Raw genomic sequence first — 23,410 nt, forward strand, 5'->3', positions numbered from 1 at the left:
GGTCAGCCCTTCCCGAGCTGCAGCGCAGCGGTGTAGGCGTCCTTGGCCCGCTCGATGACGGCGACGTTGGCCTGGTAGCCGCGCTGGGCCATCATCAGCTCGGTCATCTGGTCACCGAGGTCGATGTCCGGGTACTTCACGTACCCGTTCGCGTCGGCCAGCGGGTGGTCGGGCTCGTACACCATCCGGCCCTCGCCGCTGCCGAACTCGACCCCGGCCACGCGCACGCCGCCCGAGCCCGAGCCGTAGTCGACCGCCTGGACGTCGACGAACCGCTCCTTGAACGCGTCCTCGTTGGTCGCCGAGACGGTGTTGATGTTCGAGATGTTGTCCGAGACTGCGTCCAGCCACTTGCGGTGCGCCAGCATGCCGGAGCCGGCGATGCTCATCGCGTCGAAGAGCGCCATGTCAGCTCGTCGCCAGCGCGTTGCGCAGCAGCGTGTACTTGCCGTCGAGCGCGTTGAGGGCCAGCTGGTAGCGCAGACCGGTCTCGGTGGCGATGACGGTCTCGCTGTCCAGGTTCACGTTGTTGCCGTTGGTGTTGGTCGGCTCCAGCGACCGGGCGACCGTGCCGCCGGAGATCGACGGGGTGTCGCCGCTGGTGACGGCGCCCTTCAGCGCGGTCTCGAAGTCGGTGCGGCCGGCCAGGAACCCCGGGGTGTTGACGTTGGCGATGTTGTCGGCGGTGACCCGCTGACGTGCGGCCAGGCCGGAGAGGGCGCTGTGCAGCGCCGTCATGGTCCGGTCCTCGATCAACATGTTCGGGACCGCCGGCGGAAGGCGCAGGACGACACGAGGTACCTCCGGATACGCGGCATGGGCACCCGCGCGCGAGCGCGCAGGCGCAGGGTCCGCCGATCCGTGGCGAGACGTTGCTGTCCGTGCCTTCTCCCTATCGGCACCCCGGGGGGCCCGACTGACCAGGCGAGCGGCACACGAGGGGGTGAAGTTGTCTCCGGGCGCCTCTGGTGCGGGTGTGATCAGTGAGCCGGCGAGGGCTTCCCGGGCCCGAAATGCAACGAGATCTGCACACTGGTGGGCATCAGGGGACTGATGGCCACCACTGTGCAGATCTCGTCGGAACTGCCGTGTGGGGGAGGAGTGGCTACAGGGCCTTGTCGATGAACGCGGCAACCGGCCGGCCGGACCCGAAGGACATGCGCGCGGCGACCTCGCGCTGGCGTTGCGACTGGGTGATGCGCTCGATCAACCGCTCGGCGACGGCCAGCTGGTGCTGGAGCAGGCGGGCGGCGCGCTCGCGCAGCTCGTCCGGCAGAGGCCCGATCGCCGACGGTGGCACCCAGTCCGTGTTCCGCCGTCCCCACGCGGCGATCTCGTGCGCGCGGCTGCGGGCGAGGGTCTCCTCGGCCTCGAGCACCTGCTCTTCGAGATCATCGAGGGCCTCGTGCCAGGTGCTCGGTCCCACGGTCCCGGCCTGCTCGGCGCTCATGCCGGAAGGGCCGCCAGCGAAGCAGCCGCCTCGCGCCACGCGTCGCGCAGCGGCTCGACGACCTTGCGGCAGTCGCGGACGCGCCGGATGTCGCCCTTGAGGTTGGCCTGGATCAGCTCCTGGACGAGCCAGGCGTAGAGCGCGGCCAGCCGCGGCCCGCCCTCCCAGACCTCGACCTTCAGCGTGGCGCGCAGCTCCAGGATGATCTCCTGCGCGTGCTGGATCTGCTGCCGCGCGGCCTCGCGGTCACCGCGCACCAACAGGTCCTCGCCACGCTCCAGATCCAGCGCCAGCCGGTCGTAGAGCATCACCAGCAGCTGCTGCGGCGAGGCGGTGGCGATGCGGTCGCCGAGGTAGCGGGCGCGGAGGGAGGCGGTGCTCATCGTTCAGGGTCTCCTGGGGGACGGAGGGTCGATCGAAGGGAGGGCGGGGGTGATCAGCTGTCGGAGGACGAGGACCACTTCGGCAGCGAGCTGATCTGGGAGCTCAGCCAGGACATCTGGTTCTGCAGTGTCCCGAGCGCGCTTTCCATGGCGGAGAACTGGGCCGTGAGCGTCTTCTCGCGCAGCTCCAGGCGCAGGTCCCAGGCGTCGATCTGGTCCTGGAGGTCCTCGGCCCGGGTGTCCTGCCCCTTGGCCAGGCTGATCAGCGTACCGGTCGCCTCGTCGCTGGCCCGGTTGGCGAGGACGGCGAGCCGCGCGCCGATGCCGTCGACACCGACGACGTCGTCCGGGGTGCTGGCCACGTTGTCGGTGCCCACGAGCGCCGTCCCGCTGAAGATCTTCTGCACAGCGGCGGGGTCGGACTTGAGCTTCTCGGCGAACTTCGCCGAGTCGAACGTGAGCCGGCCGTCCTTGGTCAGCTGCAGGCCGGCGAGCCCGGCCGAGGTGCTGCCGACCGCGGTGGAGACGGCCTCGAGCACCTGGCCGCTGAGGCTGACCAGGTTGTAGTTCCCCTTGAGCGGAGCTGCGGTGCTGCTGCTGTAGGTGTAGCCGGCGATCTTGTCGAGCGCGGCGTTGGCCGCGGTCACCAGCGACTGCACGGCGCCGGTGATGGCCGTGGTGTCCGTGGCGACGCCGATCGTCACCTCGGTCGTACCCGCCTGGCTGACGGTGAAGGTGGTCCCGTCCATGACGCCGGCGAAGGTGTTCGTCGCGGAGGTCACCTTGTAGCCGCCGGTGCCGCCGATCGTGATCTCGGCGTTCTGCCCGGCCCGCAGCGTGCTGAACGTATCGCTCGGCATGGTCGGGGACGTGAGGCTGAAGGTGCTGGCCGTGCCGGTCCCCGTCGAGGTCAGCTGCAGCCGGTAGCCGGATCCGGTGTTCACCGGCGTCGCGGTGACGCCCTTGCCGGCGGCGTTGATGGCGTTGGCCGCCTCGGCGAGGGACACCGTGCCGTTCGCGTCGGTGTCGGTCGGCGTGATGGTGAACGAGCCGGCGGAGGTCGTGAGGGTGAGCGGTGAGCCGAGGCCGAACGCGTCGGTGGACGCGGTCCAGTTGGCGCCGGTGACGACCGAGTGCGACGTGGCGAGCTTGTCGACGGTGAAGGAGAGGCTGCCGCTCAGCGCCCCGCTCGCCGCGGTGGCGGAGACGGTCGACGACGAGCTGGTCGCCTTCGCCGGGGTCCAGGTGGCGGGCTTCGTCAGTGCCTCCGCCGCTGTGGCGAGGGCGGCGAAGGAGCTGTTGATGTCGCGGAACGCCGTGGCGTCTTCCTTGGTGTCCGACAGCTGGGTCTTCAGCTGGTCCTGCGGCCGGGCCTCGATCTGCATCAGCTGGCTGATCATGGTGCTGTAGTCGATCCCGGAGGTGAGTCCGGTACCCAGGCTGACGCCTGCCATCGTGGTTCCTTCTCTCTCGACGGGATCGGTGGTGCACGCAGTGAGGGGGGAGGCCGGGGCCTCCCCCCTCACCGGGTGGTGCTAGCGGTACTCGCTCAGGGTCAGCCCAGCAGCTTGAGGATGCTCTGCGTGGACTGGTTGGCCTGGGCCAGCATCGAGGTGCCGGCCTGGGTCAGGACCTGGGCGCGAGTGAAGTTGGTCATCTCGGACGCCATGTCGGTGTCGCGGATCCGCGACTCCGAGGAGGTGGTGTTCTCGATGGCAACGTTCAGGTTGTTGATGGTGTGCTCGAAGCGGTTCTGCTTCGCACCGAGGTCGGCGCGGGTAGCCGACACGGTCTTGATGGCCGTGTCGATCGCCGTGATGGCCGCCGTGGCGCCGGACTGCTTCGACCAAGTCGGGGTCAGAGCAGCGGCGTCCGCAGCCGTCGAGTTCACCGCCGGAACAGCGCCGGTGAAGTCGATGCTCGCGGTACCGGTGGTGGTGGCCGTGATGGCACCCGCGCCGAACGCACCGTCGAGGGCGGTCTGCACCTTGGCCAGGTAGTTCGCCGCCGTGCTGGCGCCGGTGTAGTCCACCGTCGACAGGTCCAGGCTCTTGCCGTTGTACGACAGGGTGCCCTTGAGCGCGGCGAAGTTGGTGGCCAGCGTGGCAGCCGTGCTGTAGTCACCGGCGACGACGGACTTACCCGCAGTCGGGGCGCCCTGGTCGTCGGAGATGGCGCCGGTGACGACCCCCGCCGGGCCACTGGTGCCCGTGACGTCGACGCCGGAGACGCCGAGACCCAGCGCGTCCATGCCCTTGCCCGGCGTGCCGATGGCGACCGAGATGGTCTCACCGGCGTTGGCACCCACCTGGAACGCGCTGTTGAACTTGCCGTCGAGCAGCTTCGTGCCGTTGAAGGTGGTGGTGCTGGCGATGCGCGACAGCTCCTCCTTCAGCTGGCCGATCTCCTTCTGGATGCTGGCGGTGGCGTCGCTGTTCAGGCTGCCCGAGTTGGAGGCCTGCACAGAGAGGTCACGCATCCGCTGGAGGATCGACGTGGTGGTGCTCAGGGCACCCTCAGCCGTCTGGACGACGCTGACGCCGTCCTGGGTGTTGCGGACGGCCTGGGTCAGGCCGCCGATCTGCGAACGCAGGCCCTCGGAGATCGCGAGCCCAGCAGCGTCGTCGGCGGCACGGTTGATGCGGAAGCCCGAGGAGAGCCGCTCCAGCGACTTGCTCATCGAGCTGTTCGTCGTCGAGAGGTTGCGGTAGGCGTTCATCGCCGCAACGTTGGTGTTGACGCTCATGCCCATGGTGATCCTCCTTGGATGGGGCATTTCCTGTTCAGCCCGCTGCATCCGTGCTGCGGGGTGTTACATCTCTGGTTACGGCCGGGGAGGACTCGTCCTTGAGGCGAACGGGACGAAAGTTCTCGATTTCCTCAGGCGAGTTGCGCGGCCGCGTGGGCCGGCGACCCCTGCCACAGGGAACGGGCGCGGGGAAGGGACGACGCGGGGCTCCGGCCGGCGACGCGGTCGACGTACATGCGCTGCTGGTTGCGGGCGCGCACGCCGCCGTCCGCCGGCACCGGCCGGCCCTCCCAGACCTCGCTCATCGCGGCGTGCAGCAGCGCCAGAGCACGCGCGCGCATCTGTGAAACCCGCGAGAGCGTGACCCCGAGATCGGCCGCTATCTCGGTCAATGATTCGTCACCGAAGAAATTGCGCTCGATGACCTCGTCGAGCCGGTCGGGGAGCGCGCGGATCGCGTCCTGCAGATGCCGGCTGCGCTCTGTGCGCAGCAGCGCCCGCTCCGGGGACTCGCCGGTGTCGGGAATGTCGAGGGAACCGCTCTCGCCGCCGTGGTCGGCGTCGATGCTCACCATGACGGCGCGGTGGACGTCGACCTGCAGGGCGTCGAGCTCGCCGGGAGCGACGCCGAGGCTCTCGGCCAGCTCGGCCTTCGTCGGCGGCCGCCCCAGGGAGATGGCCAGGGCGTCGGCGGCGGCGTCGGTGCGCCGGGCCGCGGCCCGGACCGAGCGGCTGGCCCAGTCCCCGCTGCGCAGCTCGTCGAGCACCGCTCCCTGCAGCCGGGCGAGCGCGTAGGTCGCGAACGACGCGCCGGCGGAGGGGTCGAAGCGGCGGGCGACCTCGACCAGGGCCACCTGGGCGCAGGAGATCAGGTCCTCGCGGCTGACGTGACCGGGCAGCGAGATCCTCGACGCGACCGCGTTCACCGCGAAGTGCGCCAGGGGCAGGTGCTCGGTCACGAGCGCGTCGACGTCGCGGGCCGACCGCTGGTCATGCGGCGGTCGGGTGCCGGCGCGATCGGTCACCAGGGCACGTGCAGGTCTCACGCCGTTCTCTCTCGGCATGTTCGGCGGCCCATCGCACCGTCGTCGGCAGATTTCCTCCGGTCCTTGAGTGCTTCACCCGGTCGTGTCGCGATTTCGGCTTGAGCCCTCCCGCGGGAATGCCGATGCCCCTGTCGACAAGGCGAGAAGAGGAAGGCGGTGGAGAGCGTGGACTACCAGCATCTGTCGACGTTGCTCTGGCGCGAGCAGGAGCTGCTCGACCTGCTGCTGTTCAAGGCCGAGGAGAAGCAGTACCTGATCCTCACGGGCAAGACCCGGTGGCTGGCACGCATCGCGCACGAGATCGAGATCGTGCTCGACCAGCTGCGCACGCTGGAGGTGGAGCGGGCGGCGGCCACCGAGGCCCTCGCCGTCCGCCTGGGCCTGGGCGCGAACCCGTCGCTGCGGCAGCTGGCCGAGAAGGCGCCGGCCCCGTGGAACGATCTGTTCGCCAAACACCACGAGGCGCTGCTGGTCCTGGTGACCGACCTGCGCAGCCTGTCCGACGCCAACCGCGAGCTGATCGAGGGTGGCATGGCCGTGCTCGGTGACGCGCTCCTCTCGGTGCGGACGCCGTCGGCCGGGACCTACGGGTCGACCGGCCGCGCGCAGACCGGCGGCTCCCGTGCGGTCACGCTGGACGGTGCCCTGTGAGCGGGACGTTCAGCGGGCTGAACACGGCCCGGACGGCGCTGTGGGCCCAGCAGCGGGCGCTGGACATCACCGGCCAGAACATCGCCAACATCAACACCGAGGGCTACTCCCGGCAGCGGGCCGAGCTGCAGTCGCTCGGCGGCACCGCCGTCCCCGCGACCTACGCGGTCAGCAACAACGTCGGCGAGGGTGTCAGCGCCGAGAAGATCGCGCGGATCCGCGACACCTTCCTCGAGGGCCGGGCGCAGACCGAGCAGGCGACCACCGCCGCCCTCAGCGCCGCCGACGACACGCTCGCGCAGATCGAGCAGGCGCTCCGCGAGCCGGGGGACACCGGCATCCAGGCGCAGCTGTCGGACATGTGGGCCGCCTGGGGCGACGTCCACAACAACTCGACCGACCCGGGCGCGCGCAGCGAGGTGCTGCAGCGCACCGAGACGCTCGTTGCTGGCATGCGGACCACGCGGGCCGCGCTCGACCAGCAGTGGACCGACGACTACGACCACCTCTCGACCCTGGTCGACGACGTGAACGCGACGGCGAAGTCGATCGCCGACCTCAACGTGGCGATCCGGCGGGCGACCCAGTCCGGCCTGCCGAGCAACGAGCTGGCCGACAAGCGCGACGTGCTGGTCCTGAAGCTGTCCCAGCAGGTCGGTGCGACCTCGAGCCCGGCCGAGGACGGCGCCATCACCCTGGCCGTCGGCGGGGCGACGCTGGTCTCCGGGGGCTCGACCCTGAAGCTCGCCCTGCTCGGCAGCAGCGACCCCGACGACCTGGCCGGCGACCCGCCGCGGATCGCCACCTCGCCCGGCAACATGCTCGTGCGGGCGGGCGGTACCGCCGAGGGCAAGCTCACCGCGATGACGTCGACCATCCCGCAGTACCGCACGGCGATCGACGGCCTGGCCCGGCAGCTCGCGACCCAGCTCAACGACGTCCACGACGACGGCTACGACGACTACGGGAACCCGGGAGGTCCGCTCCTGGACGACGGCAGCGGCGCCGCGACGGTCGACCTCACGAAGATCACCGCGGCCAACCTGACGATGCGGATCTCGGATCCGCGCAAGCTCGCGGCGGCCTCGCTCGCGCCGGTGCCCGACCCGTCCGGCGGCACGGGCACCGTCGCGTCGGGGGACAACTCCAACGCCGACCGGATCTACCAGCTCGGTCTGACGTCGACCGGCACGGACGCCACCTACCGGAAGATGATCGTCTCGCTGGGGGTCGAGGCCGCGACGGCCGCCAACCGGCTCACCACGCAGAGCGTGATCAGCAGCCAGGTGGACGCCTCGCGGGAGTCGGTCTCCGGCGTGAATCTCGACGAGGAGATGAGCAACCTGCTGCAGTTCCAGCACGGGTACGCCGCCGCCGGCCAGCTGGTCTCGACGATCAACTCGATGCTCGACACGCTGATCAACATGGTGCGGTGACGTAGACGATGATGCGGATCACCCAGCGCGCGGTCGTCCAGACCAGCCTGCAGGGGCTCAACAGCAACCTGTCGGCGGTCGCCAAGCTGCAGCAGCAGCTCACGTCCGGCAAGACGATCAGCAAGCCGTCGGACTCGCCGACGGGCACGAACACCTCGCTGCAGACCCGGCAGGCGATCACGGGCAACGCCCAGTACGCCCGCAACATCACCGACGGCACGACGTTCCTCGACGCGACAGACTCGGCGCTGCAGGACATGCTCGCCCAGGTCCGCCGGGTCCGGGACCTCACGGTCCAGGCGCTCAACGGCGGCGCGCAGTCGGAACAGTCTCAGCAGGCGATCGCGACCGAGGTCGGCGGCATCCGCGAGAGCATGCTCGGCCAGGCCAACCAGGTCGTGCAGGGCCGGCCGCTGTTCGGTGGGGTGACCACCGGCACCCGTGCGTACGACGCGACGGGCGGCTACATCGGGGTCGGCGGAGCCGGCGGGGTCGCCGTCCACCCGCTCACCCGGCGGATCTCCGACGTCGAGACGATCCGCGTGGACATCACCGGCCCGGAGGCGTTCGGGGACCCGGCCAGCGGCAAGGACCTGTTCTCCGTCGTCAACGCGGTCGTCTCGCACGTCGACGACACGACGGCGCTCACCGACGACCTGAAGAACCTCGACACGGTCATCGACGGGCTGCTCGCCGCGGCCGCCGACGTCGGCACGCGAGCGACGCGCCTGGAGACGGCCGGCCTGGTGAACAGCAGTCAGGCGCTGAACCTGAAGAGCCAGCTCTCCGCGACCGAGGACATCGACCTGCCGAAGACGATCATGGAGCTGCAGATGCAGCAGGTCGGCTACCAGGCCGCGCTGCAGGCCACCGCCCAGGTGGTCCAGCCCACGCTGCTCGACTTCCTCCGCTGATCGAACAGGACGCCTCCCGATGACCCTGGCGCCGGCCGCGACCCTGCCCGCATCCGTCGTGGTGCTCGGGCTGTCCGAGCCGCTGCCCGGCTTCCCGCGCCACCGCGACTACGCCCTGGTCGCCGCGACCGACGGGCTGCTGTTCTGGCTGCAGTCGGTCGACCCCGACGGTCCGCGGTTCCTGGCCGTGCCCCCGGCCGCGTTCTTCCCGGACTACGCCCCGTCCCTGCCCCCGACCGTCTGCGCCGAGCTGGACCTGGAGGACCCCGCCGACGCGCAGCTGTACTGCCTGCTGACCGTTCCCCGCGGGGACGTCGGCGCCGCCACGGCGAACCTCCGGGCTCCCGTGGTGATCAATCCCGTCTCCGGCCGCGCCCGCCAGGTCGTGCTCGCCGACGGGGGGCATCCGATCCGGCGTCCCCTGCGCCGATAACGATGCTGGGCGGTCGAACCGCCCGTGCCAGGAGGCCACCACAACCCATGGAGGGGTAACAGATGCTCACACTCACCCGGAGCGTCGGCGAGACGATCCGCATCGGCGACGACATCGAGGTGCACGTCGTCGAGGTCCGCGGCGGCACGGTGCGGCTGGGGTTCAAGGCCCCCCGCGAGGTGCCGATCCACCGCGAGGAGGTCTACCGGCAGATCGCCGAGGCGAACCTGCTGGCCGCCCAGGTCACCGCCGACACCCTCGGCGCGCTGGCCGCCTTCGTGCCCCCTGCGGCCCCGGAGACAGAGCAGCAGCCCTCCGCCTGACAGATGTCGGGCGCGGGGTCCGGAAGGTTTGGCAGGCTTCGCCAGCGCGTCCCGGTCGTCGGCCCCATGGTCGTGCGACACGGGCAAGACCTGCTGAACCGGACCCCTCACAACTGCGTAGGACACGGCGAGTCTTGTGCCGGTGTCCGGCTCCTCATGCGGCAGATTTCCCCCAGGCACGGAACAGGGGGCGATCACCATGCAACGCAGTGTTACGGACAGCGCAGTCGCGGTCGACAACGAGACCGTGGTCGTGCACGTGCAGCTGAGGCCGCGCCGCGGCGCCACCCGCAAGTGCCTCGCGGCGCTGGCCGCGCTGGCCGCGGAGCACGAGTCGGTCGCCTTCGCCGTGAGCGGCGTGAACAAGGACGACCGGGTCGTGCGGCTCACCGTCGGCGTCGAGCTGGGCCCGCGCACCGCGATCGCCAAGTTCTCGCCGCAGGCGCAGGAGGCCTACGCCTTCGTCAGCGCGATGTTCACCTCGCTGTACGACCACATGCCGGTCTACACCGCCGAGCCGAGCGCCGAGGAGCGCGCCGCGGCGGCCGCCCTGCTGGAGACGGCCGCCCGCGGCGCCGCGCAGCCGGTGCCCGCTCCGCGCGAGGCGCTGCTCGCCGAGCGCATCCCGGCCTGACCGCCGTCTCTCCTCGCACCTCCTTTCTTCCCCACGCAGTACCAGGAGTTCCGGTGTCCGATCGTGCGCTCTCCCCGTCCCGTTCCACGTCCGCGACCGCGACCCGCGCCCCGCTCGTCTTCGGAGGCATCCCGGAGGCCGAGGGGTGGGCGCTGGCGCCGATCACCCCCCGCGACCGCGTGCACTTCCGCACCGACCGCGAGCTGCCGCTCGAGGAGTTCCGGGACGACGCCCCCGACGGCGTGACGGTGAGCTACGACCAGGGCGACGGCCTCTACCGGGTCGACGGCGCCCCGGGGTCGGCCTCGGTCCTCGCCGAGTGGGTGCGGGCCTGGTGTGCGCGGCACGGCTGCACGACCGTGGGCCTGCGCGCGGAGACCGACGTCCGCCGGCGGACGCCGCGGGACCTGCCGCCGGACTTCCTCGCCGACCTGTGCCGGCACTACGGGCCGGTCAGCCTCAAGCGGCTGCAGCGCAACATGAGCACGATCCGCCTGCACCTGCCCGACCCGGACGACCTGGGCCAGCAGGTCTTCGAGTGGGTCCTCAAGGCGGTCGGCCACTACGACGAGGCCAAGGGCGTCCCGTTCGGGGCGTTCCTCGCCACGCAGCTGTCCAAGTGGGTGCACGACCTGGGCCGCAACGCCCACGGCCGCACCGCCGCGGACACCGAGCACAAGCAGCAGAAGGCGATCGCGGCCTTCATCGCCGAGCACCAGCGGCGGCCCAGCGAGAAGGAGCTGGCCGCGTTCATGGGGCAGAGCGTGGCGACGCTGCGCCGCAACTCGCAGACCGTGGCGACCCTCAACGGGCTGCGCAACCTGCAGTCGCTCGACGGCGGCCCGGACACCACCGAGGTGCTGCTGCCGGACTCCTCGGAGGCGCCCGACGAGATCATGGGCGAGGCCGAGCAGACGCTGCTCTCGCACGCCCTCACGGCCGCCTGCGCGCCGGACCCGGACGCCCGCCGCGACCAGCGGGCCGGCCAGCCCAACGTGCTCGGCTGGGCCACCTGGTACCTGACCACCTGGGGCGGGCGCACCAAGACCCAGCTGTCGGCCGAGCTCAACACCTCGGTGCGCAACATGAACGTCTACGCCGACCGGGTCGAGAAGGCGCTCAAGGCCCGGCTCGCCGAGCTGTCCGACTGACGCCGCACGCACCCCGCGCCCCTCGGGCCCCCTCCGGAACCTCGGAGGGGGCCCGATCGCGTTCGCGGACGCGGACGAGCCGAGCGGTTACGGGAATCGGCCGCAGATGCTGTCGGAAATCGCCCGTGACCCGGGTCGATGGGGCCACTCCACTGCCGATATCCAAGCCGTGACACCGCGCCCGACTCCCAGCCGCTGCACAGCAGCCGGGACGACGGGCCGTCCGGAGGGGGTGCGCCGATGAGCGCGCTGCCCGCCGAGGAGTCGCTGCCCCCGGTCCTCGTGCCGCACTGGCTGACCGCCGCGCACCGGGCCGAGCTGGCCGCCGCGGTGGGCGAGGCGCTGGCCACCTGCCCCGTGCACCCGGTCGCCGCGATCCATCTCCAGGACGTGCTCACCGAGCTGCACGTCGCCGCCGCCCGCGACGCGGTCTGGCCCGCGTCGGCGGCCCGGGTGCGCCTGGCCACCGGCTGGGACGCCGACGTGCTGGCCGTCCGCCTCTCGGCCGCGGAGGTGGCCAGCGTGCTCGCCGTCCCCGGCCTGCCCGACGCGCTCCGGTCGGTGCTGGGCGGGGGAGCCGCCTGATGGGCAGCCCCTTCGGCCGCTCCTCGATGAGCCTGCTGCAGCGGCGGCGGGCCGAGCCGGTGAGCGTCGAGGACCTGCGGGAGGCCGCCGACGCCGTCCTGCCGGAGCTCGCCACCGCGGAGCTGCGGATCTCGGTGCTCGACCGGGCGGTCGTCGTCCTCGAGGAGCGCGAGCGGCGGGTGCGGGCACACCTGGCCGACCTCGCCGCGGACATGACCGACGCCGGCGTCCGCGCGACCCCGGAGGCCCTCGCCGCGGCGCTGTCCACCTGGGTGGCGCACCGGCCGGTGTCCGACGCCGCCGCGGCCGCCGACGGGATCGCCGTCCTCGATTGGACCGACCCGCGCGAGACCGCCGTCGGCTGGCGCGTCGTCGTCCGCCGTGGGGACCTGCTCGTGCCGTGGACGCCGTCGCCGTCCGCCGACGCCTCCCTCGTGCACCGGACCCGGTCGGCCGCGACCGGCCGCGCGCACGACGTGGAGCTCGACCTGCGGATCGAGGGCCCGGTCGGGCTCTGGTCGCACCCCACGGCGCCGCTGCTGGCCACGGCCGCGCTGGTCGCCCCCGAGCGGATGATCGAGCGCCTCGCGGCCGCCGGGCTCGACCTGCGCGAGATGTCGGTGGTCGTGACGCCGCGCCGTCCGGTCGCCTGCGCCGGGGCCGGTGTCGCCGCGCGCCTGGCCGGGGAGACGGGGGAGGCCCGCGTGGTCCTGCCCTGGCGCTCCCTCGCCGACCTCCCCTGGGCGTGACCCCCGGGGGCCAAAATGGCCATTTTGGCCCTAGCCGAAGTTGCCGAACTCCCAGTGCCAGGGCTCCGGCTTCTCCGCGCCCGGGCGGGCCCAGGGCGGGTTGACGAAGCCGAAGCGGCCGGCGTTGGCCTGCATCCAGGTCCACTGGGGGCTCCCGGCGATGTTCACGCCGCCGCACAGGTCGACCGCCAGCGCCCAGCCGTGGTTGGACGTGCCCGGCCACGCGGCCAGGCGCGGCTTGGCCCGGTAGGCGGCCAGCTGCGCGGCGTAGGACCGGTAGGAGTCCGTGATGCACAGCGGGGTGCCGAAGGCGGCCCGGAACGCGTCGCTGAGCGCGGCGTAGGAGGCCGCGGCGTCGCAGCGCAGGACGTGCCCGGCCACGCCGAGGCGGCACAGCGCCGACGCAGGGATCCGGCCGTTGGCGTAGCCGCCCCACGCGGGGTCCACGATGCCCGGCGGCGGCAGCGGCGCACCGCACGCGCCCATGCCGGCGGCCGGGGTCAGCGCCGCGTTCGGCTGGTCCGGCGACGGCAGGGTCACCCGGACCGCGTGGACGTCGGCGCCGAGCGAGCGCACCGCCACCGAGAAGCCACTGGCCGAGGCGCCGACCATCTCGCCGTCGCCGAGGTAGATGCCGGCATCCTGGCCGCCGTCGGTGACGACGAGGTCGCCCACCTGCAGCTGCGCCACGGGGACGGCGGCGCCCGCGGACCACTGCTCGGCCGGGGTGACCGGCACGGCGTAGCCGGCGAGCAGCCAGGAGGCCGCGGTGAAGCCGCCGCAGCCGTAGGTGTCGGGGCCGGTGGCGCCGGCGACGTAGCCCTTGCCGAGCTGAGAGAGCGCGGAGCTGACCGCGGCGACCGTCTCGGCCGGCAGCACGGTGACCGGGCTGCTGCCGATGACCGCCCACGCGACGCCGGGGATGGGCTCGCCCTGGTCGTCCAGCGCGGCGGAGAAGCCGGCCGGCAGGTTGCCGGGGTCGGCGAGCTCACGGGCGGACGGCGGATCGATGCCGGCCGCGTCGAGCCGGGCGAGGTAGTCCTGCCAGCGGTGCAGGGCGGCGGCGTTGCGGTCCTGCTGCGGTCCGGCGACCGGGGTGCTCAGCCCGGCGAGGGTCAGCGTCACCTCGGTGCTCAGGCCGTCGACCTGGGTGCGCACGTGCGCCAGCTGCGCGGCCGCGCGGCGCTCGGCGGCGCGCAGGGCCGCCTCGGCGTCGGCGACGTTCTCGGCGGCGGCCTCCGCGGCGGCGTCACTGCGCTCGGCGCGCACGACCGCGCCCTCGAGCGCCTCGTCGGCGCGGTCGGCCAGCGCCTGCCGGTAGAGGGTGCCGGCCGTGGCGTCGGGATGGGTGAGGTCCAGGCCCAGCAGCGGGTACCGGCCGGTCGCCGAACTGCGGTAGAGGTCCGCCGCGGAGCCGCCGACAACGGCCTGCTCGGTGGCGTCCCGGGCGCGGGCCTCCTCCTCGGCGGTGCGGGCCGCGGTCAGCTCGGCGCGACGCTGGGTGACCTGCTGCTCCAGCTGCCGGTAGCGGCCGGCGGCGTCGAGCAGCGTGGTCTGCGCGGTCAGGGCCAGCGAGGTGGCGTCGGTGGGACCGGTGGTGCCGTGCGGGGGCGGGCCGGCCGGCAGCAGCAGCGCGAGGACGGCGGGGACGGCGAGCGCGCTCACCGTGACGAGGAAGCGGCGGGCCCAGCGGCGGCGGGTCAGCCGGCGCTGCGCCTTGCGGGCCTCGCGCGCGGCACGGGTCCGCGGCTTGCGGGCTGTGGGCTTGCGGGCTGTGGGCTTGCGGGCGACGGGCTTGCGGGCGACGGGCTTCCGGGCAGCGGGCTTCCGGGCGGTGGTCGTGCGGGCGGCAGGGGTGCGGGCGGTGGACGCGCGGCGGGCCGGCTGCCGGGAGACCGGTCGGCCGCCGGCAGCGGGAGCAGGACGGTCTTCGGCGGCCGCGCGTTCCGCGAGCAGCCGGCGCAGCGCCTGCGCCTCGGCGGCGGAGAGGACCGGCCGACCCGCCGTCCCGGACGTGGCGGCTCGGCTCCGGGCCGAGGGCGCGGTCGTGCGCGTGCCAGGCACAGCGTCCCCCCGCGGTCTCGTCGTCCGGACTGGCCGGCTCCGGCCGCGGATCGCAGCGGAGCGCTAGCCGTCCATCGACGTCGCGCGGGAGGCGCAGGAGGGGGAGGCGGGGGGCGCTCACCCCATGGGGGGAGGGTGAATCTCGGCCGATGTCGCCCGATCGGTGGACAGGAAGGTCAGGGCGCCCACCAGGCGCCGTGCCGGTGGACCAGCGGGATGCGCAGCTCGCCGCCGTCCTCGGTGGAGACGACGAACTCGAGCTTGGTGATCCGCACCGGCTTCCCGTCGTCCTCGGGCTCCAGCACGCTGCCGGTCGCCAGCGGGATCGGCGGCAGCATGAGGACGTCCTCGGCGGGCGGTTCGGCCATGGACGGTCCTCCAGGAATGCGCGGGCGCATCCACCGTAGGGCCCCCGACCAGCGGGGACACGGGCGCGGACGCGCCTCGGGGCCGGCGTCCGCGACGCCGGCCCCGAGCAGGTGGATCTAGCGCTTCTCGAGCTCGACGTAGTCGCGCTCGGTCGCGCCGGTGTAGAGCTGGCGCGGCCGGCCGATCTTCGTCGCCGGGTCGGCGATCATCTCCCGCCACTGCGCGATCCAGCCGGGCAGCCGGCCGAGCGCGAACAGCACGGTGAACATCCGGGTCGGGAAGCCCATCGCCCGGTAGATGAGGCCGGTGTAGAAGTCGACGTTCGGGTAGAGCTTGCGCGAGACGAAGTAGTCGTCCTTGAGCGCGATCTCCTCCAGCTGCTGGGCGAGGTCGAGCAGCTCGTTGTTGCCGCCCAGCTTGCCGAGGATCTGGTCGGCGGTCTTCTTCACGATCGCCGCGCGCGGGTCGTAGTTCTTGTAGACCCGGTGCCCGAAGCCCATCAGCTTGACGCCGGGCTCCTTGTTCTTCACCCGCTCGACGAAGCGCGGGATGTCCCCACCGTCGCGCTGGATGGCCTCGAGCATCTCGAGCACCGACTGGTTGGCGCCACCGTGCAGCGGTCCGAACAGGGCGTTGATGCCGGCCGAGATCGAGGCGAACAGGTTGGCCTGCGAGGAGCCGACCAGCCGGACGGTGGACGTCGAGCAGTTCTGCTCGTGGTCGGCGTGCAGGACGAAGAGCATGTCCAGCGCCTTGACCATGTCCGGGTCGACCTCGTAGGGCTCCGCGGGGAAGCCGAAGGTCATGCGCAGGAAGTTCTCGACCAGCCCGCAGGAGTTGTCCGGGTACAGGAACGGCTGGCCCACCGACTTCTTGTAGGCGTAGGCCGCGATCGTCGGCAGCTTGGCCAGCAGCCGCACCGTCGACAGCTCGACCTGCTCCTGGTGGAACGGGTCGAGGGAGTCCTGGTAGAAGGTCGACAGCGCGCTGACCGCCGAGGACAGCACCGGCATCGGGTGCGCATCGCGCGGGAACCCGTTGAAGAACTGCTTCAGGTCCTCGTGCAGCAGCGTGTGCCGGCGGATCCGCTGGTCGAAGGCCTCCAGCTCGTCGGCCGTGGGCAGCTCGCCGAAGATCAGGAGGTAGGTGACCTCCAGGAAGCTGGACCGCTCGGCGAGCTGGTCGATCGGATAGCCGCGATACCGCAGGATCCCGGCGTCCCCGTCGATGTAGGTGATGGCCGACGTGCAGGACGCCGTGTTGACGAAGCCGATGTCCAGGGCGACCTGGCCGGTCGTCGACAGCAGCTTGCTCGTGTCGATGCCGTCGGCGCCCTCGCTGGCGCGCACGACGGGCAGGGGCAGTTCTCCACCGGGGTAGCGCAGGGCTACATCTGTCTCGCTCATCAACCTGTGACGCTACTGCTCCCGCCGCGGCTGCGCGGCTCGGCCCCCCGCCATCGGAGGCTGCGGAGCGAGGTTTCCGCGCTCCGCAGCCTCCGATGGGTCAGGGATGGGTCATGGAGAGGACGTCGAGTGCCTCGTCGAGCTGCTGCTCGGTGAGCTTGCCCTGCTCGACGTAGCCGCGTTCGACCACGACCTGGCGGATGGTCTTCTGCTCGGCCAGGGACTGCTTGGCGACCTTCGCCGCCTCCTCGTAGCCGATGTACTTGTTCAGCGGCGTGACGATGGACGGCGAGGACTCGGCCAGCTCGCGGCAGCGCTCCACGTTGGCGGTGATCCCGTCGACGGTGCGGTCGGCCAGGATCCGGCTGACGTTGGCCAGCAGCCGGATGGACTCGAGCACGTTGCGCGCGATGAGCGGCAGCGTCACGTTCAGCTCGAAGCTGCCCGTGGTGCCGGCGAAGGCGACCGCGGCGTCGTTGCCGATCACCTGGGCGGCCACCTGGATCGTCGCCTCGGGGATCACCGGGTTCACCTTGCCCGGCATGATCGAGCTGCCCGGCTGCAGGTCGGGCAGGTTGATCTCGCCCAGGCCGGTGCGCGGGCCCGAGCCCATCCAGCGCAGGTCGTTGGCGATCTTCGTCAGGCCGACGGCGATGGTGCGCAGCTGCCCGGAGGCCTCCACGAGCGAGTCGCGCGAGCTCTGCGCCTCGAAGTGGTTGCGCGCCTCCGACAGCGGCAGGTCCAACTCGGCGGCGAGCGTGTCGATGATCGCCGCGGCGAAGCCGGGCGGGGTGTTGATCCCGGTGCCGACGGCGGTGCCGCCCAGCGGGAGCTCGCCGATGCGGGGCAGCGAGGCCTCCAGCCGTTCCACGCCGTACCGGACGGTCGCCGCGTAGCCGCCGAACTCCTGGCCCAGGGTCACCGGGGTGGCGTCCATGAGGTGGGTGCGGCCGCTCTTGACGACCTCGGCGAACTCCTCTGCCTTGCGCGACAGCGAGGCCTCGAGGTGGCGCAGGGCCGGGTTGAGGTCGCGCACGATCGCCCGCGTCGTCGCGACGTGGATGGCCGAGGGGAAGACGTCGTTGGACGACTGCGAGGCGTTGACGTGGTCGTTCGGGTGCACGGGCTTGCCGAGCGCCTCGGTGGCCAGCGTCGCGATGACCTCGTTGGTGTTCATGTTGCTCGACGTCCCGGAGCCGGTCTGGAAGACGTCGATGGGGAAGTGCTCGTCCCACGTCCCGGAGGCGACGTCGGCGGCGGCGTCTGAGACGGCGGCGGCCACCTCCTTGTCGAGGACGCCGAGGTCGGCGTTGACGGTGGCGGCCGCACCCTTGATGGCGGCCAGCGCGGCGATCAGCTCGCGCTCGATCGGGGTGCCCGAGATCGGGAAGTTCTCGACGGCCCGCTGGGTCTGCGCCCGCCACTTGGCCCAGGCCGGCACCCGGACCTCGCCCATGGAGTCGTGCTCGATGCGGTACTCCGTGCCGTCCTGCGAAGGGGCGGGCTGCTGGGCCATTGCTGCGCTCCCGTGTGGTGTGGGTGGTGTCCGTGTTCCGGGAGCGACCCTAGATCCCCGGTCGGACGGCGACGGGGGCTGCCTCCCGGCGGCGCGGCCGGGATGCGGCGCTCCCGGCACCTACGCTGCGCCGGACCCGCAGCCCCCGGAGGAACCATGACCCAGCCGCCGCCGTACGAGTCCGGCGACGTCGGCCCGACCTGGCCGGGCCCGCAGCCCCCGGCCGCGCCGTACGGCTACGGCGGACCGCCCTGGCCGTACGGGGCACCGCCGACCTGGGGTCCGCCCGGTCCCTGGGGTACGCCCGGTCCCTGGGGTCCGCCGCCGTCCGGCCGCCGCTCCCCGAGCCGCAAGACCGTCGCCTGGGTGGTCGGGGGCGGGCTGCTCGCGGCCGCGCTGATCGCGGTCGTCGTGATCGCCGGGATCAACGTGGGCCGGAGCCAGGGCGATCTGCTCACCGCCGTCCCGACCAGCACGCTGCCGCCGTCCGACCCGGCCGGGCTGGGCGACGACCCGGGGCTCGACGGCTACGCGGGCCGCTGCCACGACGGCGATCTGCAGGCCTGCGACGACCTGTACGAGCTCTCCGACCCGATGTCGGACTACGAGCAGTACGCGATGACGTGCGGCGGCCGGGTGAAGCCGCTCGACGTGGCCTTCTGCACCGATCTGGAGGACTGACCGCCTGGGGCCGATGGGGTCAGAGCGACGCCCGGTCCGGCGTTCGGTCACGGGACGGACCGGGTCCGGCGGCGCTGCCGGGTTGCGGTGCGCGCGACACCTACGCTCCGCCGGACGCCGAGAGCCCTGGAGGGCCCATGTCCGAGCCGCAGCCCCCCACGGGCGCCCCCGACGCGTACCCGCAGGGGTGGCCCCAGCCCGCCGAGTACGACGCCGTCCCGCCGGCTCCCGCCCCGTACTGGCAGGCGCCGTCCTGGGCGCCGCCGGCCGGTCCTGCCGCCGTCCCGGCCCCGCCGGTTGCGCCCGGCCGCCGGCGAGGGCTGGTCCTCGTCCTGGTGGGGGCGGGTGGCGCCCTGGCCGGCGCGATCGCGGCGGCGTTCCTCGTCAGCGCGGTCATCCTCAGCAGCGCGGAGGACATCGGCCGTGAGATGGCCCGCGGCATGGGCGAGGAGATCGGCACGTCGATCGGCGAGGGCATGACGCGCTCACTCGAGGAGTCGATGGGCGGGCTGCTGTCCGAGGACTACGGCTGGTCGGCGTACCCGCCGGGCGAGGCGGAGCAGACCGACCCGGTGCCGCCGGTGCCCGGCCCGGACCCGGTGCTCGACCAGTACGCACAGGGTTGCTTCGACGGGGACCTGCAGAGCTGCGACGACCTGTTCTACGAGTCACCGCCGCTGTCGGACTACGAGGGCTATGCGCAGACCTGCGGCGGCCGGGTCAAGCAGTACACCGTTCCGCTCTGCACCGACCTGGGCGACTGATGCGGCGCGCACGACGCCGCCCACCGGATGCGTCGCTAGGGGGAAGCTGACCCGCGTCGGGTGACCTACCTACCATCCGCACACCCCGACCCGAGGAGATCCGGACCATGTCACAGCCGCCGTACCCGCCGCAGGGCGGTGACGACCCCTCGGGTCAGCAGCCGGGTCAGCAGCCGGGGCAGCAGGGCTGGGGGCAGTCCCCGCAGGACGAGCCGACGGAGCAGTTCGGGTCCACGGGCCAGGGGCAGCGGGACGACACGACGCAGTTCCCGCAGCCGGGCCAGTACCCGCCGCCGGGCGCGCCCGGCCAGTACGGGCAGCAGCCGCAGTACGGCCAGCCCGGCCAGTACGGGCAGCCGGGCCAGTACGACCAGCCGCAGTACGGCCAGCAGGGCGGCTACGGCCAGCCCGGTCAGTACGGGCAGCCGCAGTACGGCCAGCCGGGCCAGTACGGGCAGCCGCAGTACGGCCAGCCGGGCCAGTACGGGCAGTACGGGCAGCCGCAGTACGGCCCGCCCGGCCAGTACGGGCAGCCCTACGGCCAGCCGGGCGCCTACGGTCAGCCGCCGCAGAAGAGCAACAAGGGCACGATCATCGCGCTGGTCATCGCCGGCGTGCTCGTGCTGGCCGGCGTCGGGGTCGCGCTGTTCCTGCTGCTCGGCAACGGCGACGACAACTCCCCGGCCGCGAGCAGCGCCACGGCGTCGTCCACGACGACCAGTTCGTCGAGCTCGTCGTCCTCCTCGCCCAGCAGCGAGGAGACCTCGACCAGCACCGAGGAGACCGAGTCCAGCGCCCCCGCCGGGAACATCCCGCCGGCCACGATCCCCCCGACCGACCTCGGCGGCGACCCGGCCTGGGACGCGTTCGCCCAGGCCTGCTACGAGGGCGTCATGCAGGCCTGCGACGCCCTGTTCCAGGGAACCCAGGACGACCCGGCCCTGGAGAACTACACCCGGTACGCCGACACCTGCGCCGGCCGCCAGCCCGAGGGCACCCAGGTCTTCTGCGTCGACGCCTTCCCGGGCTGACCCCCGCTGCGACCACCCGGACGGCCCGGTTCCTCCTCCGAGGAGCCGGGCCGTCCGTCGTCGCGGGACCGGCGGCATGTTCCTGCGCCGCGAGTCGTGCCACGCTGCTCGGAGGAACACCGGCCGGCACGGGAGGCGACCGATGACCGAGCAGCGGGGACAGGAGGCCGGGATCCGGGCCTCGGACGCCGAGCGCGACGCGGTGGTGGCCCGCCTGGAGCGGGCGCTCGCGGAGGGGCGCATCGACGTCGACGAGTTCCGGACGCGCGCCGAGGCCGCCTACGCGGCGCGGACCACCGCCGAGCTCGAGCCCGTCGTGGCCGACCTGCCGGCGCAGACTGCCGGGGAGCTCGTCGGCACCCGTGGCCCCGAGACGCTGGTGGAGTTCTTCGGCGACATCCGGATCGGCGGCGGGTCCCCGGTGCCGCGCCGGGCCGGGAGCGTGTTCGGCGACGTCCGGATCGACCTGCGCGGCCTGCGGACCGACGCCGAGCGGATCGAGCTGGAGCTGTGGAGCGTCTTCGGCGACGTGGACGTCGTCGTCCCCGAGGGCGTGGACGCCGTGCTCGAGGGGTGGACGGTCTTCGGCAGCCGGAAGATCGACCTGGCGGCCGTACCCCGGCTGGCCGGCACGCCGCACGTCGAGGTGCGGGGCCGCAGCGTCTTCGGCGACCTGCGGCTGCGCAGCCTGGCCCCCGGCGAGGCGGCCGGCCGGTGGCGGGCGCTGCTCGACCGGCTGGCCGACCGGCGTCCGCCGCCTCCGCCCGCCTGACCCGGCGGGACGAGCTCAGTGGAGCTCAGTCGAGCTGGTCGGTGGCGTCGAACTGCACCGCGGAGTACGCGCGCAGCTTGGCCAGCGAGTGCAGGCTGTCGATCTGGCGGATCGTGCCCGATCGCGAGCGCATGACCAGCGACTGCGTGGTGCACCCGCCGGCGCGGTACTGCACGCCGCGCAGCAGCTCGCCGTCGGTGATGCCGGTGGCGACGAAGAAGACGTCACCGCGGACCAGGTCGTCCAGGCACAGCACCCGGTCGAGGTCGTGTCCGGCGTCGATCGCCTTGTGCCGCTCCTCGTCGTCCTTGGGCCACAGCCGGCCCTGCAGCGCACCGCCCATGCACTTCAGGGCGCAGGCGGCGATGATCCCTTCCGGCGTGCCGCCGATGCCCATGAGCAGGTCGACGCCGGTGCCCTCGCGGGCCGCGGCGATCGCCCCGGCGACGTCGCCGTCGGTGATGAACTTGATGCGGGCGCCGGCCTCGCGCACCTCCTGCACCAGCTGCTCGTGCCGCGGGCGGTCGAGGATGCAGACGGTCACGTCGCCGGGGGAGCCGTTCTTGGCCCGGGCCACCCGGCGGATGTTCTCGGCGACCGGGGCGGTGATGTCGATGACGTCGGCGGCGGCCGGCCCGGTGGCGATCTTGTCCATGTAGAAGACGGCGGACGGGTCGTACATCGCGCCGCGGTCGGCGACCGCCATGACGGCGATCGCGTTCGGCATGCCCTTGGCCATGAGCGTCGTGCCGTCGATCGGGTCGACGGCGACGTCGCACTCCGGGCCCTGGCCGTCACCGACCTGCTCGCCGTTGTAGAGCATCGGCGCCTGGTCCTTCTCGCCCTCGCCGATGACGACGACGCCGTTCATGCTCACCGTTCCGATGAGGGCGCGCATGGCGTCGACGGCCGCGCCGTCCCCGCCGTTCTTGTCCCCGCGGCCGACCCAGCGGCCCGCGGCCATGGCGGCCGCCTCCGTGACGCGCACCAGCTCGAGGGCGAGGTTGCGGTCGGGGGCGGGCCGGTCCGCGCGAAAGCCCTCGGCGGGGTTCGGGGCCAGCGATTCGGGCAGCGACACAGGACCTCCAGGTTCCGTCCACCGGGTGCTGCGATCCTAGGGGCATGACCGGAGACGGCCCGACGGACGATCGCGCGCAACCGACCCTCGACGACGGAGGGGCGGTGGCCACCGAGGCGCCGCCCGCCACGGACCGGTCGGCCCGGTTCACCTTCGCCAACATGCTGCGGTCGCTGCTGCCGCTGGTCGTCATCGTGCTGGCCGTGGTCGCGTGGACGACGTTCCGGCAGACCTCCGACGTCGACCCGGTGAAGCCGGTGGAGAACCTCGACAGCACGGTGAGCCTCGCCGCGAACCGGGCGAGCTACCCGCTGCCGGTACCCACCGACCTGCCCGGCGGGTACGTCGCGACCAGCGCCCGCACCGACGCGGGCGACGCCGGCGAGGGGGACCCGGTCACCCTGCAGATCGGCTACGTGACCCCGGCCGACGAGTTCGCCGGCTTCGTCGTCAGCGACGACCCGCGGGCCGACGCCGTCACCGCGGTGCTCGGTGACGCGACCGAGGCGGGCAGCGTGCAGATCGCCGGGGAGACGTGGACCCGGTCGACCCGCCAGCACGAGCGGGACACCGAGACCGTGCTCTCCCGCGAGCGCGACGGCGTGACCGTGGTGATCAGCGGCTCGGCGTCCGACGCGGAGCTGGAGACCGTCGCCGGCGCGGTGCGTCCCTACTCCGGCTGATCCCCGGACGAGCGGAGAAGGGAGGCACGGTGCGCGCGCTGACCGAGCTGGAGATGCGGCGCTCGCTCGTCAACTGCTCGCGCGGGGAGGCCAAGGCCCTGGTCCTGCCGAAGGGTTTCGACGACCTCGACTGGGCCGAGCTGGACGTGCTGGGCTGGCGGGACCCGAAGGCGCCGCTGCGCGGGTACCTCGTGGTGGAGATCGACGAGGAGCCGCTGGGCATCGCCCTTCGCGCCGCCGACACCCGCATGTCGAGCAGGACGGCGGCCATGTGCCTGCTGTGCCAGACGACGCAGCCCGGGGACGCCGTCTCCCTGTTCACGGCCAAGCGGGTGGGCGACGCCGGCCGCAACGGCAACACCGTCGGCACCTACGTGTGCGCAGACCTCCGGTGCTCCCACCGGGTGCGGACCGAGATCCCGCCGTGGCTGCAGGAGCGGAACCCGGCCGAGGTCGTGGTGGAACGAGCGAACGAGCTCCGCGACCGCGTGTTCGGCTTCGTCGACGCCGTCCGCCGCTGACCTGCCGCGCGCCGAGCGCAC

The 23,410-nt window shown here is 72.7% G+C and carries 27 protein-coding genes; 15 read left to right on the forward strand and 12 right to left on the reverse strand.

Annotated elements, in window-relative coordinates:
* Nucleotides 1-2: 2 nt before the first annotated feature.
* From flgC to AB3388_RS03750, 7 genes are all read right to left on the reverse strand, one after another.
* Complete coding sequence (flgC, locus tag AB3388_RS03720; RefSeq protein ID WP_495409408.1) at nt 3-407, reverse strand: flagellar basal body rod protein FlgC; 405 nt, start codon at nt 405-407, stop codon at nt 3-5.
* Between the two features lies 1 nt (nt 408).
* Nucleotides 409-738: a flagellar basal body rod protein FlgB gene (gene flgB / locus AB3388_RS03725; RefSeq protein ID WP_495409409.1), complete on the reverse strand. Its 330-nt coding sequence runs from the start codon at nt 736-738 to the stop codon at nt 409-411.
* 367 nt (nt 739-1,105) lie between these two features.
* The gene (locus AB3388_RS03730) at nt 1,106-1,450 is read right to left on the reverse strand and encodes a hypothetical protein (protein WP_495409410.1); all 345 of its coding nucleotides are present in this window, start codon (nt 1,448-1,450) and stop codon (nt 1,106-1,108) included.
* On the reverse strand, nt 1,447-1,833 hold the full coding sequence (gene fliS, locus AB3388_RS03735) for a flagellar export chaperone FliS (RefSeq protein WP_495409411.1): 387 nt from the start codon (nt 1,831-1,833) through the stop codon (nt 1,447-1,449). Before fliS ends, AB3388_RS03730 begins: the two co-directional genes overlap by 4 nt.
* A 53-nt stretch (nt 1,834-1,886) precedes the next feature.
* Nucleotides 1,887-3,287 (reverse strand): flagellar filament capping protein FliD, encoded by a 1,401-nt coding sequence (fliD, locus tag AB3388_RS03740; RefSeq protein ID WP_495409412.1) that lies wholly within the window; start codon nt 3,285-3,287, stop codon nt 1,887-1,889.
* Nucleotides 3,288-3,388: 101 nt separating this feature from the next.
* Nucleotides 3,389-4,579 (reverse strand): flagellin N-terminal helical domain-containing protein, encoded by a 1,191-nt coding sequence (locus tag AB3388_RS03745; protein WP_495409413.1) that lies wholly within the window; start codon nt 4,577-4,579, stop codon nt 3,389-3,391.
* A 134-nt stretch (nt 4,580-4,713) separates the two neighbouring features.
* Entirely contained in the window at nt 4,714-5,607 is an 894-nt protein-coding gene (locus tag AB3388_RS03750) for a sigma-70 family RNA polymerase sigma factor (RefSeq protein WP_495409414.1), read from the reverse strand.
* Between the two features lie 186 nt (nt 5,608-5,793).
* Here AB3388_RS03750 and AB3388_RS03755 point away from each other — a divergent pair, with 186 nt between their 5' ends.
* The 9 genes from AB3388_RS03755 (at nt 5,794) to AB3388_RS03795 (ending at nt 12,504) form a co-directional block, all read left to right on the forward strand.
* Nucleotides 5,794-6,279, forward strand: a complete 486-nt coding sequence (locus AB3388_RS03755; RefSeq protein ID WP_495409415.1) for a flagellar protein FlgN — start codon at nt 5,794-5,796, stop codon at nt 6,277-6,279.
* Complete coding sequence (flgK, locus tag AB3388_RS03760; protein WP_495409416.1) at nt 6,276-7,715, forward strand: flagellar hook-associated protein FlgK; 1,440 nt, start codon at nt 6,276-6,278, stop codon at nt 7,713-7,715. Before AB3388_RS03755 ends, flgK begins: the two co-directional genes overlap by 4 nt.
* Nucleotides 7,716-7,723: 8 nt before the next feature.
* Nucleotides 7,724-8,629: a flagellar hook-associated protein FlgL gene (gene flgL, locus AB3388_RS03765; protein WP_495409417.1), complete on the forward strand. Its 906-nt coding sequence runs from the start codon at nt 7,724-7,726 to the stop codon at nt 8,627-8,629.
* A 19-nt stretch (nt 8,630-8,648) separates the two neighbouring features.
* Nucleotides 8,649-9,062 (forward strand): flagellar assembly protein FliW, encoded by a 414-nt coding sequence (gene fliW / locus AB3388_RS03770; protein WP_495409418.1) that lies wholly within the window; start codon nt 8,649-8,651, stop codon nt 9,060-9,062.
* 62 nt (nt 9,063-9,124) lie between these two features.
* Entirely contained in the window at nt 9,125-9,385 is a 261-nt protein-coding gene (gene csrA / locus AB3388_RS03775) for a carbon storage regulator CsrA (RefSeq protein WP_495409419.1), read from the forward strand.
* A gap of 199 nt (nt 9,386-9,584) precedes the next feature.
* Entirely contained in the window at nt 9,585-10,019 is a 435-nt protein-coding gene (locus tag AB3388_RS03780; RefSeq protein ID WP_495409420.1) for a hypothetical protein, read from the forward strand.
* 53 nt (nt 10,020-10,072) lie between these two features.
* Nucleotides 10,073-11,170 (forward strand): sigma-70 family RNA polymerase sigma factor, encoded by a 1,098-nt coding sequence (locus tag AB3388_RS03785; protein WP_495409421.1) that lies wholly within the window; start codon nt 10,073-10,075, stop codon nt 11,168-11,170.
* Between the two features lie 240 nt (nt 11,171-11,410).
* Nucleotides 11,411-11,755 carry a hypothetical protein gene (locus tag AB3388_RS03790; protein WP_495409422.1) on the forward strand — a complete coding sequence of 115 codons (345 nt, stop codon included), beginning with the start codon at nt 11,411-11,413 and terminating at the stop codon, nt 11,753-11,755.
* Entirely contained in the window at nt 11,755-12,504 is a 750-nt protein-coding gene (locus tag AB3388_RS03795) for a hypothetical protein (RefSeq protein WP_495409423.1), read from the forward strand. Before AB3388_RS03790 ends, AB3388_RS03795 begins: the two co-directional genes overlap by 1 nt.
* Nucleotides 12,505-12,534: 30 nt before the next feature.
* On the opposite strand, the gene AB3388_RS03800 is transcribed toward AB3388_RS03795, so the two are convergent.
* From AB3388_RS03800 to AB3388_RS03815, 4 genes are all read right to left on the reverse strand, one after another.
* On the reverse strand, nt 12,535-14,568 hold the full coding sequence (locus AB3388_RS03800; protein ID WP_495409424.1) for an NlpC/P60 family protein: 2,034 nt from the start codon (nt 14,566-14,568) through the stop codon (nt 12,535-12,537).
* A 176-nt stretch (nt 14,569-14,744) separates the two neighbouring features.
* A complete protein-coding gene (locus AB3388_RS03805; RefSeq protein WP_495409425.1) occupies nt 14,745-14,936 on the reverse strand; it encodes a hypothetical protein in 192 nt (63 codons plus the stop codon).
* A gap of 117 nt (nt 14,937-15,053) precedes the next feature.
* Nucleotides 15,054-16,343, reverse strand: coding sequence for a citrate synthase (locus AB3388_RS03810; protein WP_495409426.1), 1,290 nt, complete (start codon nt 16,341-16,343; stop codon nt 15,054-15,056).
* 100 nt (nt 16,344-16,443) lie between these two features.
* On the reverse strand, nt 16,444-17,859 hold the full coding sequence (locus tag AB3388_RS03815) for a class II fumarate hydratase (RefSeq protein WP_495409427.1): 1,416 nt from the start codon (nt 17,857-17,859) through the stop codon (nt 16,444-16,446).
* Nucleotides 17,860-18,015: 156 nt separating this feature from the next.
* Here AB3388_RS03815 and AB3388_RS03820 point away from each other — a divergent pair, with 156 nt between their 5' ends.
* The 4 genes from AB3388_RS03820 to AB3388_RS03835 all read left to right on the forward strand — a co-directional run bounded on the left by AB3388_RS03820 (nt 18,016) and on the right by AB3388_RS03835 (nt 21,107).
* Complete coding sequence (locus AB3388_RS03820) at nt 18,016-18,540, forward strand: hypothetical protein (protein ID WP_495409428.1); 525 nt, start codon at nt 18,016-18,018, stop codon at nt 18,538-18,540.
* Nucleotides 18,541-18,677: 137 nt separating this feature from the next.
* Entirely contained in the window at nt 18,678-19,304 is a 627-nt protein-coding gene (locus AB3388_RS03825; protein WP_495409429.1) for a hypothetical protein, read from the forward strand.
* A gap of 107 nt (nt 19,305-19,411) precedes the next feature.
* Nucleotides 19,412-20,335, forward strand: a complete 924-nt coding sequence (locus tag AB3388_RS03830) for a hypothetical protein (protein WP_495409430.1) — start codon at nt 19,412-19,414, stop codon at nt 20,333-20,335.
* Nucleotides 20,336-20,477: 142 nt separating this feature from the next.
* A complete protein-coding gene (locus tag AB3388_RS03835; RefSeq protein WP_495409431.1) occupies nt 20,478-21,107 on the forward strand; it encodes a DUF1707 domain-containing protein in 630 nt (209 codons plus the stop codon).
* Between the two features lie 25 nt (nt 21,108-21,132).
* Here the strand turns inward: AB3388_RS03835 and glpX are convergent, their stop codons facing one another.
* Nucleotides 21,133-22,185 carry a class II fructose-bisphosphatase gene (glpX, locus tag AB3388_RS03840; RefSeq protein ID WP_495409432.1) on the reverse strand — a complete coding sequence of 351 codons (1,053 nt, stop codon included), beginning with the start codon at nt 22,183-22,185 and terminating at the stop codon, nt 21,133-21,135.
* 44 nt (nt 22,186-22,229) lie between these two features.
* Here glpX and AB3388_RS03845 point away from each other — a divergent pair, with 44 nt between their 5' ends.
* Together AB3388_RS03845 and AB3388_RS03850 are read left to right on the forward strand one after the other, a co-directional pair.
* The gene (locus AB3388_RS03845) at nt 22,230-22,868 is read left to right on the forward strand and encodes a DUF4245 domain-containing protein (protein WP_495409433.1); all 639 of its coding nucleotides are present in this window, start codon (nt 22,230-22,232) and stop codon (nt 22,866-22,868) included.
* A 29-nt stretch (nt 22,869-22,897) separates the two neighbouring features.
* Nucleotides 22,898-23,389 carry an FBP domain-containing protein gene (locus AB3388_RS03850; protein ID WP_495409434.1) on the forward strand — a complete coding sequence of 164 codons (492 nt, stop codon included), beginning with the start codon at nt 22,898-22,900 and terminating at the stop codon, nt 23,387-23,389.
* The last annotated feature ends 21 nt before the right edge of the window (nt 23,390-23,410 follow it).

Source organism: Geodermatophilus sp. SMS 5-13, from assembly GCF_059428245.1.

Bases quoted from the DNA above. Each gene is read 5' to 3' on its own strand.
- AB3388_RS03815 (WP_495409427.1), bottom strand. From the start codon at position 17,859: ATGGCCCAGCAGCCCGCCCCTTCGCAGGACGGCACGGAGTACCGCATC.
- AB3388_RS03790 (WP_495409422.1), top strand. From the start codon at position 11,411: ATGAGCGCGCTGCCCGCCGAGGAGTCGCTGCCCCCGGTCCTCGTGCCG.
- flgB (WP_495409409.1), bottom strand. From the start codon at position 738: ATGACGGCGCTGCACAGCGCCCTCTCCGGCCTGGCCGCACGTCAGCGG.
- AB3388_RS03805 (WP_495409425.1), bottom strand. From the start codon at position 14,936: ATGGCCGAACCGCCCGCCGAGGACGTCCTCATGCTGCCGCCGATCCCG.
- AB3388_RS03730 (WP_495409410.1), bottom strand. From the start codon at position 1,450: ATGAGCGCCGAGCAGGCCGGGACCGTGGGACCGAGCACCTGGCACGAG.
- flgL (WP_495409417.1), top strand. From the start codon at position 7,724: ATGATGCGGATCACCCAGCGCGCGGTCGTCCAGACCAGCCTGCAGGGG.
- fliW (WP_495409418.1), top strand. From the start codon at position 8,649: ATGACCCTGGCGCCGGCCGCGACCCTGCCCGCATCCGTCGTGGTGCTC.
- flgC (WP_495409408.1), bottom strand. From the start codon at position 407: ATGGCGCTCTTCGACGCGATGAGCATCGCCGGCTCCGGCATGCTGGCG.
- AB3388_RS03820 (WP_495409428.1), top strand. From the start codon at position 18,016: ATGACCCAGCCGCCGCCGTACGAGTCCGGCGACGTCGGCCCGACCTGG.
- AB3388_RS03830 (WP_495409430.1), top strand. From the start codon at position 19,412: ATGTCACAGCCGCCGTACCCGCCGCAGGGCGGTGACGACCCCTCGGGT.
- AB3388_RS03810 (WP_495409426.1), bottom strand. From the start codon at position 16,343: ATGAGCGAGACAGATGTAGCCCTGCGCTACCCCGGTGGAGAACTGCCC.
- csrA (WP_495409419.1), top strand. From the start codon at position 9,125: ATGCTCACACTCACCCGGAGCGTCGGCGAGACGATCCGCATCGGCGAC.
- fliD (WP_495409412.1), bottom strand. From the start codon at position 3,287: ATGGCAGGCGTCAGCCTGGGTACCGGACTCACCTCCGGGATCGACTAC.
- fliS (WP_495409411.1), bottom strand. From the start codon at position 1,833: ATGAGCACCGCCTCCCTCCGCGCCCGCTACCTCGGCGACCGCATCGCC.
- AB3388_RS03825 (WP_495409429.1), top strand. From the start codon at position 18,678: ATGTCCGAGCCGCAGCCCCCCACGGGCGCCCCCGACGCGTACCCGCAG.
- AB3388_RS03845 (WP_495409433.1), top strand. From the start codon at position 22,230: ATGACCGGAGACGGCCCGACGGACGATCGCGCGCAACCGACCCTCGAC.
- AB3388_RS03835 (WP_495409431.1), top strand. From the start codon at position 20,478: ATGACCGAGCAGCGGGGACAGGAGGCCGGGATCCGGGCCTCGGACGCC.
- AB3388_RS03780 (WP_495409420.1), top strand. From the start codon at position 9,585: ATGCAACGCAGTGTTACGGACAGCGCAGTCGCGGTCGACAACGAGACC.
- AB3388_RS03795 (WP_495409423.1), top strand. From the start codon at position 11,755: ATGGGCAGCCCCTTCGGCCGCTCCTCGATGAGCCTGCTGCAGCGGCGG.
- AB3388_RS03745 (WP_495409413.1), bottom strand. From the start codon at position 4,579: ATGAGCGTCAACACCAACGTTGCGGCGATGAACGCCTACCGCAACCTC.